Below are 16,854 nucleotides of genomic sequence, written 5' to 3'. Positions count from 1 at the left end.
AAAATGAAAAAATTAGTTTTACTTATATTAATTTTTGTTTTAAATTATATTGAAGCTCAGCAAAAAATAACAGTTTGGCCAAAAGGTCAAATGCCTAATTCCAAAGGTTTAAAATTAAAAACTGTAGAAGAAAAAGAGGGGAGAATTACACAGATTCAGGATCCTGAATTATTTGCTTTTTTGCCTGCAAAAGAAGAGCGTAAACAAATGGCGATCATTATTATTCCGGGTGGTGGTTATCATCATTTGACTTATGATCTGGGCGGATATTCTTATGCAAAATGGCTTAATACTTTAGGTATTTCTGCTTTCGTTCTGAATTACCGTCTGCCAACTTCTCCGGATCTCAAACAAAGAGAGATTGGACCTTTACAAGACATTCAGGCTGCGATTAAATATATTCGGAAAAATGCGGCGCAATGGGGAATTTCTCCAAATCAAATTGGTGTTTTGGGAACTTCTGCCGGCGGTCATCTTGCAGCGATGGCGAGTAATTTTACTGATCTTACTGAGTTGAAAGGCGATTGGGTAACCATTTCTACCATTCCGGATTTTGTAATTCTGGTTTCTCCGGTGATCGATCTGGGCGAGTTTGCGCATAAAGGCAGCCGGGATAATCTACTTGGAGAAAATGCTTCCGAAGAAAAAATAAAAGAATATTCTATGCAGAATCGGGTGACGGAGAAAACACCGCCTACGATTTTGTTTCATGCGCAGAATGATCCCGCAGTTCCTGTCATCAACAGTATTTTGTATTATGAAGCGATGCTGAAAAATAAAGTGAAAGGTTCTTTGCAAATCTTTCCAGAAGGTGAACATAATATCGGAATTACCAATAAATCTGAACTGACAGACAATTGGAAAAAGCTCTGTGCCGACTGGCTGAAACGCTTCAATGATAAATGATTAAAAATAAGTTTATCGCATGTTAAATTTGATATCCTGATGTTTTTGCATTGGGATTTTTTTAATTTGTCAAATAAAAATGGTTTTAGATCAGTTTTTTGGTAGATTTTATGCAATCGATTACGTTAATTTTGAACTGGAAAGTATGTTTTTTAGATCGAATTCTTTGATTAAAATCATTTTTATTCAAACGTTTATTTAACTGATATATTAAATAGATAAAGGGTATTTTAATTTTATATTAATGAAAATTAATATTCTGAGAAAAAATAAATTAAAAATTTGTGTGATGATTTGAAAATAATTTTATATTAGAACCGTCGATTATCTATAATTATTTGTGTAATCGATTGCATTAAATTATAAACCTAACTAAAATAAAATTATTTATCATGAAAAAACTATTATTTTCTTTTGCGCTGTCTATTGGTGCTTTTGTTTCAACTATCACTGCGCAGACCAGAACCTGGGATTTTAATGATGCCGCAGTCTGGACTACAGCAGGTTTAAGCTATACAACAGATTACAACGGTTTGATGTTCATCGCCGGAAGTAGTGCTTTTACGGGTTTTTCTGCGCAGAATGCGGGTCCTTTCGGTGATGGATATTCTGCAACACAACGTCTGGCGTTTGGAGGAAACAGCTACAGCGGTTCTACCAATCCTGCAGTCGGAACTGTTGGAACTATGCCTACAAGAAGATATTTAGAAGTATCTGTAACTGGTAATTCTACAATTAAATACTGGGCTAGAGGTGGTGGAGCCAACAGATCGATAGTTGTTACAAACAAAACGAACCAAACTGTAATCGGTAATACTACTTTTACTGCAGCCACTGATATCCAGATAGGTACAGTAACATATACAGGTGGTGTAGGAACGATAATAATTGCTGCTGGTGCCGGTGATAACAGTTTATTCAAAATTGAAGTGACCAATACTGATACAATGGCTGTGAATGATGTCAAGTCTGGCGTAAAAGCAAATGTCTATTCCAGCGGGAACAAAATTTATGTTGCTAATCTGGAATCTAAAAAAACAGATATCAATGTTTATAATGCGAACGGATCTCTTGTGAAATCTCTGAAATCTTCTTCTGATACAAACTTCGATATCAATGGTAAAGGGCTTTATATCGTCAATCTAAAGTCTGAAGCTGGTGAAAAATCGGTGAAAGTCCTATTAAAATAAGAAAGCTAAACAGTAAATATTTTCATAATTTTTTTCAGAAAACCCTATAAATTTTTTTATAGGGTTTTTGTTTTTTTTCAGAATTCAAAAGAAAAAAAATGTATAAGAAAGGTTTTGTAATTGTTTCTCAACAAATCAATAATAACAAAAATTTGAATCTTTGAAAGATTTGATGTAAACAATTTTTTTGAAATTTTGTTTTTTGATCAAATTGCTTAAGATTTTAGTCAATTTTATACAACCGATTGCACTGATTTTTAGCTTAAAAACCAATTTTAAGAAAGTGAAATTTCAGGAAAATAATTTTTTTAATCTTCTAAAAGTACTTTTAATAGAAGGTTTGTTATTAATGTTAAAAAAAATTAATGTTAAATTAAAAAAAAATATCTTGATATTAAATAATAATTTTATATTAGAACCGTCGAATTATTACAGATAATTGTGTAATCGATTGCATTAAAATATTTAAACAATTATATAAATTACTTTATCATGAAAAAATCATTACTTCTTTTAGCTTTTTCAGTAGTAGCTTCTGTTAACTCTTTCAAAGCTCAAACCACTTGGGACTTCTCTAGTGCTGCCTGGCCGGTTACTTCTGGTGAACTGACAGCTACAGTGAAAAATAATCTTGCGCTTGTTCCTGGACCCGCAACTGTTGTAAACTTTGCGGCTGTAGAGGCTAATACTGCAACTTTTTCTGACGGGAACTCATTCTCAAAACGTTTCAAATTGAACGGAGGTGGCTATACTTCAACAGGAGTTAATACTACGCCAACACAACGTTACCTGTATTTTAAAACAAACGGTAACACTTCCATCACTGTTTGGTACAAAAACGGAGGTTCTGGAGATCGTACGTTGTATATCGGAACTGGTACTGCTATCCTTGCTTCTAAAACTTATTCTAACTCTACAGATGGTATCATTTACACTTATGATTATGTTGGTCCTGCTACTAACGTGTATATCTACGGAGACCAGTCTCTTAACATCTACAAAATTACAGCGACTAACGTTGGTACGACTGTTTTGGGCGTAAACGATGTGAAGAAAGATATGAAAGCAACAGTTTATTCTGTAGGTAACAAAGTATTCTTGGCAAATCTTGATTCTAAAAATACTCAGGTTAATGTTTTCAATGCAAACGGATCTTTGGTAAAAGCGATGACTGCTTCTGCTGATGCTAACTTTGAATTAAATAATAAAGGCTTGTATATCGTAAACTTAAAATCTGAAGCAGGTGAAAAATCTGTGAAAGTTCTTTTAAGATAAGACCGAGCCTGGGAAGATTTAAAGTCAATAAAAATTTATATGAATTAAATTTTTCATTAATTAAAGTTTGATGAAACGCGTTTTCATCAAACTTTTTTTTACAATTTTCTCAATATAAGCTAAGGGTTAACTTGTTAATAACCATTCTATTATATTAAAATTTGATGTATCATTCTGATATTTCAATTCCTCAATTCTAATCAAAATTTAATAGATTTTATTCTAATGAAAAAGCTATTTCTTTTAAGTGCATTTCTGATTGTATCGGTATTCCAGTCCAATATGAAAGCACAATGTCCTGTTTCCGGCTGGGCATCTCAAAACGGTGTTACGGGTGGCGGAACAGCTACACCAACCGTTGTGACGACTTATGATCAGCTAAAAGCGGCTGTCAATTCTACTGCTGTGAAAGTGATTCATATCTCCGGGCAAATTACTTTTCCGGCGGCCGGACGTCTGACGCTTAATAATCAAACTGGAAAATCAATCTTAGGATTGGCCGGAGCCAGACTTATTTCTGTGGATCTTACTTCCGGAGGATCAGGAATCCTATATGCAAAAAACAGTTCTAATATCCTGATCAAAAATATCACTTTCGAAGGTCCTGGTGCCTATGATGTGGATGGAAATGATAATCTTACACTTGATAACTGCACAAGTGTCTGGGTAGATCATTGTACTTTCCAGGATGCTTTGGATGGTAACCTTGATATCAAAAATGCTTCTGACCTGATCACAGTAACCTGGACAAAGTTCCAATATCTTAAAGCTCCGATTCCTGGTGGTTCCGGCGGCAGCAATGATCACCGTTTTTCTAATCTTTTCGGGTCTGATGACAGCGCAACACAAGATGATGGAAAACTAAGAATCACGATGCAGTATTGCTGGTGGGGACCTGGCGTGAGAGAAAGAATGCCGAGAGTGAGATTTGGAAAAGTTCATTTATTAAATAATTATTTCAACAGTTCTGTCAGCAATTATTGCATTTATGCAGGTTTCAAAGCGGATCTTCTGATAGAAGGTAATTATTTTGAAAATGTTAAAAATCCAATCAGATTAGAAACAGGAACTTTCACAGCAGCACAATTGGTGAATAATACATTTTCAGGAGCTACCGGAACTATGACAGGTTCAGGAACGGCTTTCGTGCCGCCTTATACAATTAATAAAATTGCTTCTCAGGATGTAAAACAAACTGTAATGAGTGGAGCAGGAGCGGTTCTTTTGCAGCCAACAGATTGCGTTTTTTTGGCAGCAGAGGAAGTGAGTTCAAAAAATAATTCGGCATCTTTATTATATCCGAATCCCGCTTCCGAACAAATCTCGCTCAAAATTTTTTCTAAAGAAAATAACCAGCCTGTTCAGATCAGAGTAACCGACATTTCCGGAAAGTCAGAAGGAACTGTTTACCAAGGTAATCTAAGCAAAGGAAATAATACAATCAATTCGATATCTCTGAAAAAATTAGGCAAGGGTGTAAAATTATTTGAAGTGAAAACTGATGATAGCTCTTATGTCCAAAAAGTAATTGTAAAATAATTTGCATTAAAACCATTTTTCATAACTATTAATCAAAATTACCAATGAAAAAAAATCTAATCTTACCAGTTGCACTACTAAGTGCTGTGATGATTTTCGGGATCGGGAAAGGTTTTTCTTTTCTCTCAGGATCTTCCAATTCATCAGATAAAACCATCAAAACTTCTTTTGCCAAGATAAAATTAAAAGAGGTTGCAAAAAAAATGACTGTCAATTCAAATGTTTTTGAATCTACTCCGGCTTCTGTAAACTGGCCGTTGATAGCAGATGTTACTACAAAATCTTTGGAAGGTAATCTGGAATCAAGTCTTACTTATTCTGCAAATCTAAAAACAGAAGTCAACAGCAAAGTTGATTTTACCGGAGACGGAACTGCGGACAGCAATGTTGACTTCTTTCAGTTTACAGGAACCAATACAAACAGCTGGACAGGAACAGGAAGCACCAGCACGATTGATGAAACAAAATATGTTCAGATCGATGTCAATGCTACCAATGGCGGGACTTTTACTATTAACAAATTTGATGGATTAGTCGGAGCAGGCGGAACCAGCAATATGTATTATCAGGCCTATTACAGTTTAACCGGAGAATTTGCCTTTGCAGACAGAGTCCTGGTTCAGGGGCCGACTCAGCTGACGCCAAGTGGCAAGACAACAACATTAAATGTGACGCTTGCAACACCGGTAGTAATCTCCGGAGCTCAAAAATTATATCTTAGATTTTATCCATACATAGCATCTGCTACAACAGGTAAGCAATTCGCATTAAGAAATATAAAAATTTCCGGAACGATGGAAGGCGCAGTTGCAAATCCTGCAACTGTTTCTACAACTGCCGTTTCTTCAGTTTCTACAACAACTGCAGTGTCGGGCGGAACTATTTCCAGCAACGGAGGTGGCGCTGTTACAGCAAGCGGTGTAGTTTGGAGCACAAACCAGAATCCTACAATTGCTGATTCTAAAACTACGGATAATGCAACTTCGGGAGCCTATACAAGTTCATTAACTGGATTGACTGCCGGAGCTACCTATTACGTTCGTGCTTATGCAACCAACTCTGCAGGAACGGCTTATGGTTCTCAGGTTTCTTTTACAACATTAGCAAGTATCGTTGCACCAACTGTGAGTACAACTTCACAATCTCAGGTGACTAACAAGTCCTTTGTAGTTTCAGGGAATGTTACAGATTGGGGTGGTGCAAATGTAACAGAACGTGGAATTGTCTGGTCAAAAACCAATAACACCCCAAGTCTTGAAAGTGATACCAAAGTATCTACAGGTTCCGGACTAGGAGCATTCTCTTCTTATGTTTTCGGAGCGGATCCTTCTACTTTATATTATGTAAGAACTTTTGCAACCAACTCTGCGGGAACATCTTACGGATCTGTAGCCACGGTTACAACCAAAGCAACAGACCCGGATGTTACCAAAACGATCAGCAAAGACGGGACAGGAGATTATATGACAGTTCAGGCTGCTTTTGATGCGGTACCAGATAATTACACGGGGAAATGGATCATCCATATCAAACCGGGAACTTATACGGAAAGACCTACACTTGCTGCAACTAAATCTAATGTATTTTTAATTGGAGACGATGCACCAACAACCGTTATCACAAACAATATCGCAGCAGGAACCATCAATCCTGATACAGGTTTGGCGTATGGAACTTCTCTTTCTCAGACAATGGCAATTTTTGGAAATGATTTTACAGCGTCTAAAATTACAATTGAAAACACATTTGTGAACTCTACAGCCAATACTCAGATCAATTCTGCAACTCAGGCTGTTGCTCTTAAAACGCAGGGTGACCGTCAGGCATTTTACGATTGCAGAATCATTGGTTATCAGGATACATATTTAGGAAACAGCATTGGTAGAGCATATTTCAAAAACTCTTATATAGAAGGTAATGTTGATTTTATCTTCGGTCGCCAGACTGTTGTTTTTGATCAGTGTACAACTTATATCAACCGTCAGAACAGTGTTGTTACAGCACCATCTACAGAATCTACAACCAAGTTCGGATTCGTATTTTTAGACTGTAATTTGACAGTGCCGGCTGCCGGAACTACAGATTTTAATGGAACGGTTATCAACAATTTCCATTTCGGAAGAGCTTGGCAGAATACACCAAAATCTGCTTTCATCAGATGTGCAACACCATCGATGCTGAATCCGATTGGATGGACAACACCGATTAACGGAACACTTCCTGTAACATTTGTTGAATATGGGAATACCGGAGACGGTGCAACACCAGACAGACTGGCTCAAAGAGCGAATGGAGGTGTGGTCCTTACTCAGACACAATCTTTAGTTTACACAATTTCCAATGTTTTCAAAAAAGAAACAGATCCATCATTTTTATTCGACTGGATGCCGGAATCTTCTGTTGTTATCGACTTCCCGACGTTGGCAGTTAATAATATTAAGGATGCAAAACTGAGCGTTTATCCAAATCCGTTTACAGATCAGGTGACGATTGCTTATGATTTGAAATCTGGTTCTGATGTTAATGTTCAAATATCCGATATGACAGGAAGAATTGTTAAAAATATAACGAAAGTTAACCAAAAATCAGGATCGAACAGTTTGACAATTCAAACCAAAGATTTACAAACAGGAATTTATTTTTACAGTTTAAAAACAAACTCCGGTCAGATCAATGGAAAACTGATTAAGAAATAATAATTAAGATTAATAATGGAAAGCCAATTTCATTTCGATGGATTGGCTTTTTTTTCTTAATTAAGTTTATTGTAGAAGATATCTCAAAATGCAATTATTTGAAAATCAGTTAAAATACAAGGGGATTAAGAAATTAATACCTTGCTTTTTTTAAACTTTGATTCACAAAAATCAATGCCAACAAGGATTATTTTATATATTTACATCAACTCAAATGACTTTCCACAACAGAAGATATGACAAAAAAGAATACCACGATTTATGACATTTCCAAAAAACTGAATGTGAGTGTAGCGACTGTTTCCAGAGCGCTGAACAATCATCCCAGAATCAGCCAGGCAACTAAGGAATTGGTAGTCAATATGGCAAAGGAACTGGACTATAAACAGAACAATCTTGCAAAAGCCCTCAAAAGTGGAGAGACCAAAACTGTGGGCGTCATTGTTCCGTATATCAATACCAACTTTTTCTCGTCAGTCATTCGTGGGATAGAAGAGGAGTTGTCTCCGCACGGTTACCGGGTGATCATTTGTCAAAGCCACGATGATGCAACCATAGAAAAAAAACAGCTTAATACCCTGCTTCATACCCAGGTAGATTGTATTTTTATCTCGATTTCCAAGAATACTTCGGATATGGAATATGTCAAAAAAATTGTAAGCACAACCAATACGCCGATTATATTTTTTGATAGAAAAAAAGACATTCCCGGCATCAGTACGATTACGATTGATGATCATAAAGGCGCTTATCAGGCAACGGAACATCTCATCAACCAAGGCTATAAAAACATCTGCCACTTTTCCGGAGATCAGAATCTGGAGATCTATCAAAACAGGCTCAATGGCTATATCAGTGCTTTGAAGGATTACAAATTACCAGTGATTCAGGAGAATATCATCAATACAGGAAGTTCCATAGAGGAAGGAATCAATGCGATGAAAAGCCTTTGGAAAAGAAAAATTAAACCCGATGCTATTTTCTCGGCATCCGATTTTACGGCTCTCGGTGCCTGCAAAGAAATCAAGAATCTTAAACTGAAAATGCCGGATGATATTGGCGTTATTGGATTCAGTAATGAGCCTTTTACGCAGTTTATGGAACTGTCTATCAGTTCTGTAGATCAGACTCCGGTGATGATGGGAAAAATATCAGGTAATGTTTTTCTGGAAAGTATCAAAGATAATTTTTCTGGCATCACGATAGAAAAGAAATTGGTGCTCACGCCAATGCTTTGTGTCCGGCAGTCTTCTTCAAGAAAATAAAAAAATCCCATCAAGTAATTGATGGGATTTTCTTGAGTTAAATATTGATGTAAAGATATTTTTAGCTTAACATTTAAATTCTCATATCTATTCTTTTAGCTTTTATTCCCAGAAATAAATCTTCAGAACAGCTGCTGTTATTGTTATACTTTTGGAAAAGCAGATTGTCTTTCTATTCAGTCTTTTCAGGTGTGTTCTTATGCTTAGGTTTTTCCTTTCTATTCCGTTTGTTCCGTATTGTTTAGTTGTATGAATTTCTCCCGGAATCAGATATTTATAATTCTTCAGTTTGTCTGTATAGATTCTCTTTGTCTTGCTATTGATTAAGGTTTTTGCAACTGCATTTAGGGTTGTGTTATTTCTTCTCCCGAGATAGAAGCAGGCTACCTCTTTTGTGGTTTTATCGATAGCATACACCAACCACATTGGATTGGTTTTCTTCCTTATGAAAAATCTCATCTCGTCCAGCTCATAAGTTTTACCGAAAGATAAAACAGGTGATTTTATTTTATCTGCTATGTCTAGAATTCTTTTGAGTAAAGTGGTTATTGAGATTTTTAATGTTCTCGCTGTGGAACGAATGCTTAAACCTTCTTTGGTCAATTTAATAATCAACGAATTCAGGTTTGGGAGATATGCATTGTATGTATAGAAATCTAAAAATCTGCGGTCACATTTTTTGCAGAGATATTGTTGTTTTCTGGTTTTTGTAGTTCCATTTTTGATGATTTTATTAGAATAGCAAAATGGACAGATTCCTGTATCACTAACTTTAATACATCTAATATCATTCTCAATCATTTGTGATATGCTTTTTCTCCAAAAATAAACAAGGATAGACTTACCCACCCTTGTTATTTATATTTTTCAATTAGTATTTTAATTGATTTTCAATAGGTTAATGCTTATAATTATTGGTATCACTAAGTTTGGAGCATTACCCATTCTTCTGCCAGCTTACTTTTTGGGCATGGGAATAGCTAAGGATTAACATCCCCATGCTGATATAAATTTTTTTCATTGGTTTTGTTTTTTCAGTTGCGAACTTAATAATATTTTAACAAAATTTTAAATAAATTTTTATGTTTTTTATTATGTTAAGTAGAATTAACTCAACTAAAACACAATTTGTGGAAAGTAAACGGCAAGAGTTTTATTAATATTAACTAAAAAAGCACCTTATTTAAGGTGCTTTCGTATATTTCAGAATTTTAGGAAGAATTAAGACCTTAGCGATAGTTAATTTTACCACCTGCAATTTTCTTATCGTTTTTAGATTTTGGTTTTCCGTAAACATCAATTACTCCGCCGGCTCTTGTCGTGGCATCCACAGATTCGGTAGCATTCACAGATGCTTGCCCGCCTGCATTGGTAGTTATGCTTGTGATTTTTGTGCTTAGGTTTTTTCCGTCATATTTTCCTCCGGTATTGACGACTACAGATTGAGAATCGGAACTTCCGGATAACTGTAAAAGTCCGCCGGTATTTACTTTTCCTTCTACTACGCTGGCATTTACATTTAGGTTTATTAGAGAACCTTCGTTAGATGTCAATCCCAATTTTGCAGATTTTACTTCGTTGTCTGATGTTATTTTTGCACCCTGGCTTGCTTGGATGTCGCTGATATCTTTATAATAAAGCAGTATTTTAATATCGTCTCCCTGCAGAAGTTTGGTAGGTTTCATTCGGATTCTGAGTTCGTTTCCTGAGTTTACGAACTCCACATCATCCGCCATATTCCCACTCACTTCGACTCTGTAAGAATCTGATGATACCAGTTGAACGGGAATCTTATCAAAAACTTTAAGTGCTGTAAAAGCGGTCACGTCTTTACTTTGAGCAAAAGAAAACTGAGAAATCAGAAATGCTGATGCTGCAAGAATTATATTTTTCATAATTTTAATTGTTAATTTATAGTAGCACAACCTTACAAATCTAAAACCACTTTTTGTTATAAAACGTTAAAGTTGGTATTGAGCTTATATTTTTGGTTTAAAAAACTTATTTTTAAAGTTTTAGATGAAAAAGGGGCTTATATTTCTTATATTAATAATTGTATTTTCTTGCCAATCTGTCAAGAAGAAAAATCTTTTTTTGGATAAGGATATTCCCGTTTCAAAGCTTAGAAAAGATATAGATTACACTTATGAAAAGCTTCAGAAATTCCATCCGAATCTTTATTGGTACATTTCAAAAGAAGAATTAGATTACAAGTTTGACAGCCTCAAAACATCTATAAAAAAACCATTGACACCCAACCAGTTCTATTTTCGATTGGCGCCGGTTGTTGCAAGTATCAATGAAGGCCATCTCAGGCTGAGATCTGTTGGGAAAAAATATTCAAAAACAGAACAAAAAGAATTCAAAACTAAAAAACCGCTTTTTGCATTGATGGATTACAAGATCATTGATGACAGATTGTACGTCAAAGACAACAAGGAAAATCTTGGAAAGATAAAAGCAGGTACAGAAATTTTAAAGATTAATGACGAAAATGTATCAGATCTAATTAAAAAATACCGAAAACTCTACAGCTCAGACGGCGAAAATAAAACTTTTCAAAAGTATTTTATCAATCTTACTTTCTTTAATTATTATACCCTGGAAAACGGTTATCTGGACAGCGTAAAGCTGAAAACAGTCTGCGACAATGTGATTGCGGAGGTTGACCTCAAAAGACAGAAAAAAAATCCTAAAGAAATCACTGAAGAAAATGTTCTGCCAAAAGTCACTGCAGATCAGAAACTTCAGGATTACGACACGGTTTCCAAAAGTTACAACAGAAGCCTCAAATTTCTGAAATCCGACAGCAGCGTTGCCTACATCAAAATCAAATCCTTTTCTGCTTCGTATGCCAAAAAATTTTATGATCAAACCTTTAGAAAGATAAAATATGCAAAATCCGAATATCTGATTCTGGATATAAGAGACAACCTGGGAGGTTCACTTTCCGAGATCAATACGTTATATTCTTATCTCACAGATGATAGATTCACGCTCATCAAGGCGCCGGAAATGACATCCAAAACTTCCGGAATGCATCAGAATTATTTCCGTGGTCAGTCGGTTTTTACATCTGTTCTCAGCGCACCGGGTTACCCGTTTTTCCTTGCCGGCAATTACTTTTTGTCTTCCAAAAAAGACAAGCGGTATTATTTCCGCGAGTTTGCATCAAGGCCTACAAAACCGAAGGGGAACGCCTTTAAAGGAAAAATTTATGTTCTGGTCAATGGAGCAAGTTTTTCTGCATCATCCATCATTTCTGCCAAACTGAAGTACGAGAAAAGAGCCGTAATTGTTGGTGAAGAAACCGGAGGCGCCAATGATGGAACTGTTGCTGGGGTCAATAATACGGTTACGCTTCCGAATTCGCATCTCACGCTTCCGATCGGATTATTTCTCATCCGCCCGAATATCGAATTTGAAAATAAAAGCAGAGGCGTGATCCCAAATTATCAGGTAGATCCCGGTTTCGATGATATTTTCGGAACAGAAGACAAGATCCTCAAATGGACATTAGACGACATCGATTTCCGGAATACGGTTACGCATAAAATGAAATAAAATTGGGCGTGCCCTGCGCAGCCTCATTGTCCTGGCCCAGGTCGCGCTGTCCGTTACTATCTTTTTTGTTTTGCCAAGCTTTTCCCATTAAAAAACAAAAAAGGATATCCACTACCATCGCTCACGCAGCTTCGCAACAAAGAAATTTTGTTCAATATCAGCGTTGTCACTTCATTTATCACTTATAATAACTCTGCCTAATTGTCAAAAAAACACGATTGGCAAAAGAATTGAAAAACATATCCTGTAAAATTATCATTATGGAAGAAAACAAAGATATACACGAGGAAAACTTAAATCAGGATACCCAAACCCCTGAAAATATCGAAGCTGAAAATCAAGAAAATCTGTCACAAAAACCAACTCCAGAAGAACTTTTGGCAGAAGAGAAAGACAGATATATCCGTCTTTATGCAGAGTTCGAAAACTATAAAAAGAGAACGCAGAAAGAGAAAAATGATTTCTATCTATACGCTTCCCAAGATCTGATGACCTCTATGCTTGGTATTTTGGATGACTTCGAGAGAGCCATCAAAGAAATCTCAAAAAGCGGCAACGAATCTGAACTTAAAGGCATAGAACTCATCTATCAAAAGTTAAAAAGCAAATTGATAGAAAAAGGACTGAAAGCAATCCACGTAGAGCAAGGTGACGCTTTCAATGTAGATCTGCATGAAGCTATTACTTCAATTCCGGCACCTTCAGAAGATCTCAAAGGTAAAATTATAGATGTAGTGGAAACAGGTTATCAACTTCACGAGAAAGTGATCCGTTTCGCAAAAGTAGTGACAGGAAACTAAAATTTATAAATGATAAATGATCGTTGATAGATGATTTTAATTATAACAGTTAATCTCTCATCAATTATCATTAATCAAATATCAATCATAAAATATATATGAGCAAGCGAGATTATTACGAAGTTTTGGAGATTTCCAAAAGTGCCAATGCCGATGAAATAAAAAAGGCCTACCGAAAGATGGCGATCAAATATCATCCGGATAAAAATCCTGGCGATAAAGAAGCAGAGGAAAAATTCAAAGAAGCAGCAGAAGCTTATGAAGTGCTCAGCGATGACAATAAAAAAGCAAGATACGATCAATATGGACACGCTGGATTAGGTGGTGCTGCCGGTGGCGGATTCGGTGGTGGCGGATTCGGCGGCGGAATGAATATGGAGGACATCTTCAGCCAGTTCGGAGATATTTTCGGCGGTGGATTTGGTGGCGGCGGTCAGCAAAGACAACAACAGGCGCGTGGTTCTAACCTTCGCGTTCGTATCAAACTGAACCTCGAAGAAATGATTGGTGGTACTCAGAAAACCATCAAGGTCAAAAAAATGAAGTTGGCGAAAGGTGTGACTTCCAAGACTTGTCCTACTTGCGGCGGAAGTGGTGTGCAGGTAAGAATGATGAACACAATGTTCGGGCAAATGCAGACGCAAACGACTTGTGGAACTTGTCAAGGTGTTGGAAAAGTGGCAGACAAAATCCCTGCAGGAGCCAATGCACAAGGTCTCGTGAAAGAAGATGAAGAAATTACAATCAACATCCCGGCTGGTGCAAGAGACGGTATACAACTGAATGTGAGAGGAAAGGGTAATGATGCACCACTTGGTGGAACGCCCGGTGATCTTTTGGTTGTAGTAGAAGAGGAAGTGGACAAAACCATCAAACGTGAAGGCGACAATCTTCATCAGGAACTTTATGTCTCTTTTGCAGAAGCAGCTTTGGGAACTACAAAGGAAATCAACGTAGTTGGTGGAAAAGTGAAAATTAAAGTGGATGAAGGAACACAATCCGGAAAGATATTAAGACTTGCAGGGAAAGGTCTTCCAAACATCGAAGGTTATGGTGGCAAAGGTGATATGTTTGTTCACATCAATGTCTGGACACCACAAAAACTGACGAAAGACCAAAAAGAATTCTTCCAGAAACAACTGGACAACGGCGATATGAACGCTGAACCTACAGGAAAAGAAAAGACATTCTTTGATAAAGTCAAGGATATGTTCAACTAAATATTAAAAGAGACTCGATTGAGTCTCTTTTTATTGTTCGATTTCCGCTTCTAATATTCTCATTAAATCTTTCTTACTTTTTGAGCTTTCCGTTTTGAAAGCACCGTAAAGCAAACCAATTCCAAATACCAACATTATAAAAGGTATTAATATAAACGGTGTAAATTCTTCTGTGAAAAGTATGAAAAACATTGCTAAACAACCGATAATAACACCACCAAACCAAATAGCCATAAAGAATAAGACATATATAACAGGCATCATTTTTACATTTATTCTGGTTCCACCTAGTTCTGAATAAACGTTGCCTTTGATCTGTGGCAAAAAGGAATTTCTATAATTGATAACTCTTTCTATTTCAAAATTATTACCAGTTATATACCCAATATAAGGTTTAGAATAATTACCAATTCCGAACGTTTTTTTTGCTTCAATATTTTCACTTAGTCTTAGTAATACTTGTTCTTTCGAAAGTTTTGTCTTGAAAACGATATTTTCTATTGGTAGGAATTTAAGCATTGTATGTTCAAAGATCAATTTATCATTATCTATTTTACAAGCAACCTTTCACAAACCGTCTTGCTAAAGTTCTCTTCCCGTCCGTTGTAAGCAATCAGCATCGATTGGTCGAAACCTTCGATATGTAAGATTTTTAATTTTGTACCCAAGCTGAGGTCTCTTTTATTCAAAAAATTCAAAAATTCTTCTGATGAGGTTGTGACTGAGGCCAATTCTACAGTCTGATTTTCCCTGCATTTACTCAGTTTTTTATGATCGGGCTGGATGACGTTTCCATCTTTGTCGGGGATTGGTTCGCCATGAGGATCCATGTTCGGATAGTTCAGGATCTCATCCATTTTGTCAAAAAATATATCGGAATGGATGTGTTCCAGCTGTTCCGCAATCTCGTGGACATTTTCCCAACCGAAGCCCATCTTTTCTACCAGAAACATTTCTGTAAGCCGGTGTTTTCTTACGATCAGAGATGCTTCCTTTTTTCCGGATTCTGTAAGTTTGATAGGTTTGTAAGACTCGTATCTTACCCAGTTTTTATCCGCAAATTTCTTTATCATACTGTTGACAGATGGCATTTTGATGTTCAGTTGCCGGCTAAGATCATTTACAGAAACTTCATCATTCTCATTTACAAGATGATACAGTGCTTTCAGATAATTTTCTTCAGTTAAAGAATTCATACTTCAAAATTAATAAAAAGTTAGATGATATTAGATTAAACTCTAACAATTAACTTTATTTTATTTTTACAACATTAATCAAATTCAATACCTTTGAATCTTCAAAAAAGTAGAAAGAAAAAATGAAGAAATATTCCTTTAAAAATGACTATTCTGAGGGTTGTCATTCCAATATTTTAGAAGCGCTTATTAAATCAAATCTCGATCAGCAAAATGGTTACGGTTATGATGATTATTCTAATGAAGCCAGAGAATTAATCAAGAATAAAATTAATGATAAAAGTGCTGATATTCATTTTGTAAGTGGTGGAACGCAAGCTAATTTATTAGTCATTTCTTCAATTCTCCGCCCACACGAGAGTGTTATCTCTGCAGAAACCGGACACATTTTTACCAATGAAACCGGCGCAATAGAAGCAACCGGACATAAGATCCACGGCATTATTACAGCAGATGGAAAGTTAAAACCGGAAGATATTCAATCTGTTTTGAATGCTCATACCAACAAGCCGCATCAACTGAAACAGAAATTGGTTTATATCTCCAATTCCACAGAAATCGGAACGATTTATCAGAAACATGAATTGAAAGAATTATATAAATTTTGCCAGTCAAACGATCTTTACTTATTCTTAGATGGCGCTAGATTGGGACAGGCTTTGACTTCCGAGATCAATGATTTGACATTGGAAGGTATTTCCAATTTTACTGATGTTTTCTATCTCGGTGGGACAAAAAACGGTGCACTTCTAGGCGAAGCAATTGTCATAACGAATGATAAACTGAAAGAAGATTTCGGATTCCATATCAAACAAAAAGGCGCAATGCTGGCAAAAGGAAAACTTTTGGGAATTCAGTTTTTGGAGCTGATGAAAAATGATCTGTATTTTGATCTGGCAAAACATTCCAACGTTCTGGCAATGAAGATCAAATTAGCTTTTCAGAAGAAAGGATTTCAATTTTTATCCGAAACTTTTACCAATCAGATCTTTCCAATTCTTCATAATTCTCAGATAGAAAAACTATCAGAAAATTTCGATTTCTATGTCTGGAAAAAAATCGATGAAGAGCATTCTGCCATCCGTCTTATTACTTCGTGGGCAACTTCGGATGAGGTAGTTGAAAATTTTGTAATGGAAATTGAAGCTTTGTAAATTATTAAACCATAAAAATTTATACATAAAAAAACTCCCGAATCCGGGA

14 protein-coding genes are annotated in these 16,854 nt (G+C 36.0%); 10 read left to right on the top strand and 4 right to left on the bottom strand.

Annotation, left to right across the window (positions count from 1 at the left end; genetic code table 11):
* Positions 1 to 3: 3 nt before the first annotated feature.
* The 6 genes from ACFJGY_RS12335 (at position 4) to ACFJGY_RS12310 (ending at position 8,871) form a co-directional block, all read left to right on the top strand.
* A complete protein-coding gene (locus tag ACFJGY_RS12335) occupies positions 4 to 906 on the top strand; it encodes an alpha/beta hydrolase (RefSeq protein ID WP_379964329.1) in 903 nt (300 codons plus the stop codon).
* A gap of 392 nt (positions 907 to 1,298) precedes the next feature.
* Complete coding sequence (locus ACFJGY_RS12330; RefSeq protein ID WP_379964327.1) at positions 1,299 to 2,096, top strand: T9SS type A sorting domain-containing protein; 798 nt, start codon at positions 1,299 to 1,301, stop codon at positions 2,094 to 2,096.
* 492 nt (positions 2,097 to 2,588) lie between these two features.
* The gene (locus ACFJGY_RS12325) at positions 2,589 to 3,371 is read left to right on the top strand and encodes a T9SS type A sorting domain-containing protein (protein WP_379964325.1); all 783 of its coding nucleotides are present in this window, start codon (positions 2,589 to 2,591) and stop codon (positions 3,369 to 3,371) included.
* Between the two features lie 225 nt (positions 3,372 to 3,596).
* Positions 3,597 to 4,910 carry a T9SS type A sorting domain-containing protein gene (locus ACFJGY_RS12320; protein ID WP_379964323.1) on the top strand — a complete coding sequence of 438 codons (1,314 nt, stop codon included), beginning with the start codon at positions 3,597 to 3,599 and terminating at the stop codon, positions 4,908 to 4,910.
* Between the two features lie 44 nt (positions 4,911 to 4,954).
* On the top strand, positions 4,955 to 7,606 hold the full coding sequence (locus tag ACFJGY_RS12315; protein ID WP_379964321.1) for a pectinesterase family protein: 2,652 nt from the start codon (positions 4,955 to 4,957) through the stop codon (positions 7,604 to 7,606).
* Positions 7,607 to 7,842: 236 nt separating this feature from the next.
* Positions 7,843 to 8,871 (top strand): LacI family DNA-binding transcriptional regulator, encoded by a 1,029-nt coding sequence (locus ACFJGY_RS12310; RefSeq protein ID WP_379964319.1) that lies wholly within the window; start codon positions 7,843 to 7,845, stop codon positions 8,869 to 8,871.
* A 102-nt stretch (positions 8,872 to 8,973) separates the two neighbouring features.
* Here ACFJGY_RS12310 and ACFJGY_RS12305 read toward each other — a convergent pair whose 3' ends face one another.
* Positions 8,974 to 9,672, bottom strand: coding sequence for an IS1 family transposase (locus ACFJGY_RS12305; protein ID WP_379964317.1), 699 nt, complete (start codon positions 9,670 to 9,672; stop codon positions 8,974 to 8,976).
* Positions 9,673 to 10,100: 428 nt separating this feature from the next.
* Complete coding sequence (locus ACFJGY_RS12300; protein WP_379964315.1) at positions 10,101 to 10,766, bottom strand: head GIN domain-containing protein; 666 nt, start codon at positions 10,764 to 10,766, stop codon at positions 10,101 to 10,103.
* 199 nt (positions 10,767 to 10,965) lie between these two features.
* Between ACFJGY_RS12300 and ACFJGY_RS12295 the strand changes: the two genes are divergently transcribed.
* The 3 genes from ACFJGY_RS12295 (at position 10,966) to dnaJ (ending at position 14,455) form a co-directional block, all read left to right on the top strand.
* Positions 10,966 to 12,435, top strand: coding sequence for a S41 family peptidase (locus tag ACFJGY_RS12295; protein WP_379964313.1), 1,470 nt, complete (start codon positions 10,966 to 10,968; stop codon positions 12,433 to 12,435).
* 260 nt (positions 12,436 to 12,695) lie between these two features.
* Positions 12,696 to 13,235 (top strand): nucleotide exchange factor GrpE, encoded by a 540-nt coding sequence (locus ACFJGY_RS12290; RefSeq protein WP_379964311.1) that lies wholly within the window; start codon positions 12,696 to 12,698, stop codon positions 13,233 to 13,235.
* A 98-nt stretch (positions 13,236 to 13,333) separates the two neighbouring features.
* Positions 13,334 to 14,455 carry a molecular chaperone DnaJ gene (gene dnaJ, locus ACFJGY_RS12285; RefSeq protein ID WP_379964309.1) on the top strand — a complete coding sequence of 374 codons (1,122 nt, stop codon included), beginning with the start codon at positions 13,334 to 13,336 and terminating at the stop codon, positions 14,453 to 14,455.
* A gap of 30 nt (positions 14,456 to 14,485) precedes the next feature.
* Here dnaJ and ACFJGY_RS12280 read toward each other — a convergent pair whose 3' ends face one another.
* The gene (locus ACFJGY_RS12280) at positions 14,486 to 14,974 is read right to left on the bottom strand and encodes a hypothetical protein (RefSeq protein ID WP_379964307.1); all 489 of its coding nucleotides are present in this window, start codon (positions 14,972 to 14,974) and stop codon (positions 14,486 to 14,488) included.
* Between the two features lie 29 nt (positions 14,975 to 15,003).
* On the bottom strand, positions 15,004 to 15,651 hold the full coding sequence (locus tag ACFJGY_RS12275; RefSeq protein ID WP_379964305.1) for a metal-dependent transcriptional regulator: 648 nt from the start codon (positions 15,649 to 15,651) through the stop codon (positions 15,004 to 15,006).
* A 122-nt stretch (positions 15,652 to 15,773) separates the two neighbouring features.
* Here ACFJGY_RS12275 and ACFJGY_RS12270 point away from each other — a divergent pair, with 122 nt between their 5' ends.
* On the top strand, positions 15,774 to 16,805 hold the full coding sequence (locus tag ACFJGY_RS12270) for a threonine aldolase family protein (protein ID WP_379964303.1): 1,032 nt from the start codon (positions 15,774 to 15,776) through the stop codon (positions 16,803 to 16,805).
* Positions 16,806 to 16,854 lie beyond the last annotated feature (49 nt).

The sequence above is a fragment of the Epilithonimonas sp. UC225_85 genome (assembly GCF_042695135.1).
Taxonomy (GTDB): domain Bacteria; phylum Bacteroidota; class Bacteroidia; order Flavobacteriales; family Weeksellaceae; genus Epilithonimonas.
The sequence above is the reverse complement of the archived record's forward strand: the minus strand, read 5'-3'. Positions and strand labels throughout refer to the sequence as shown.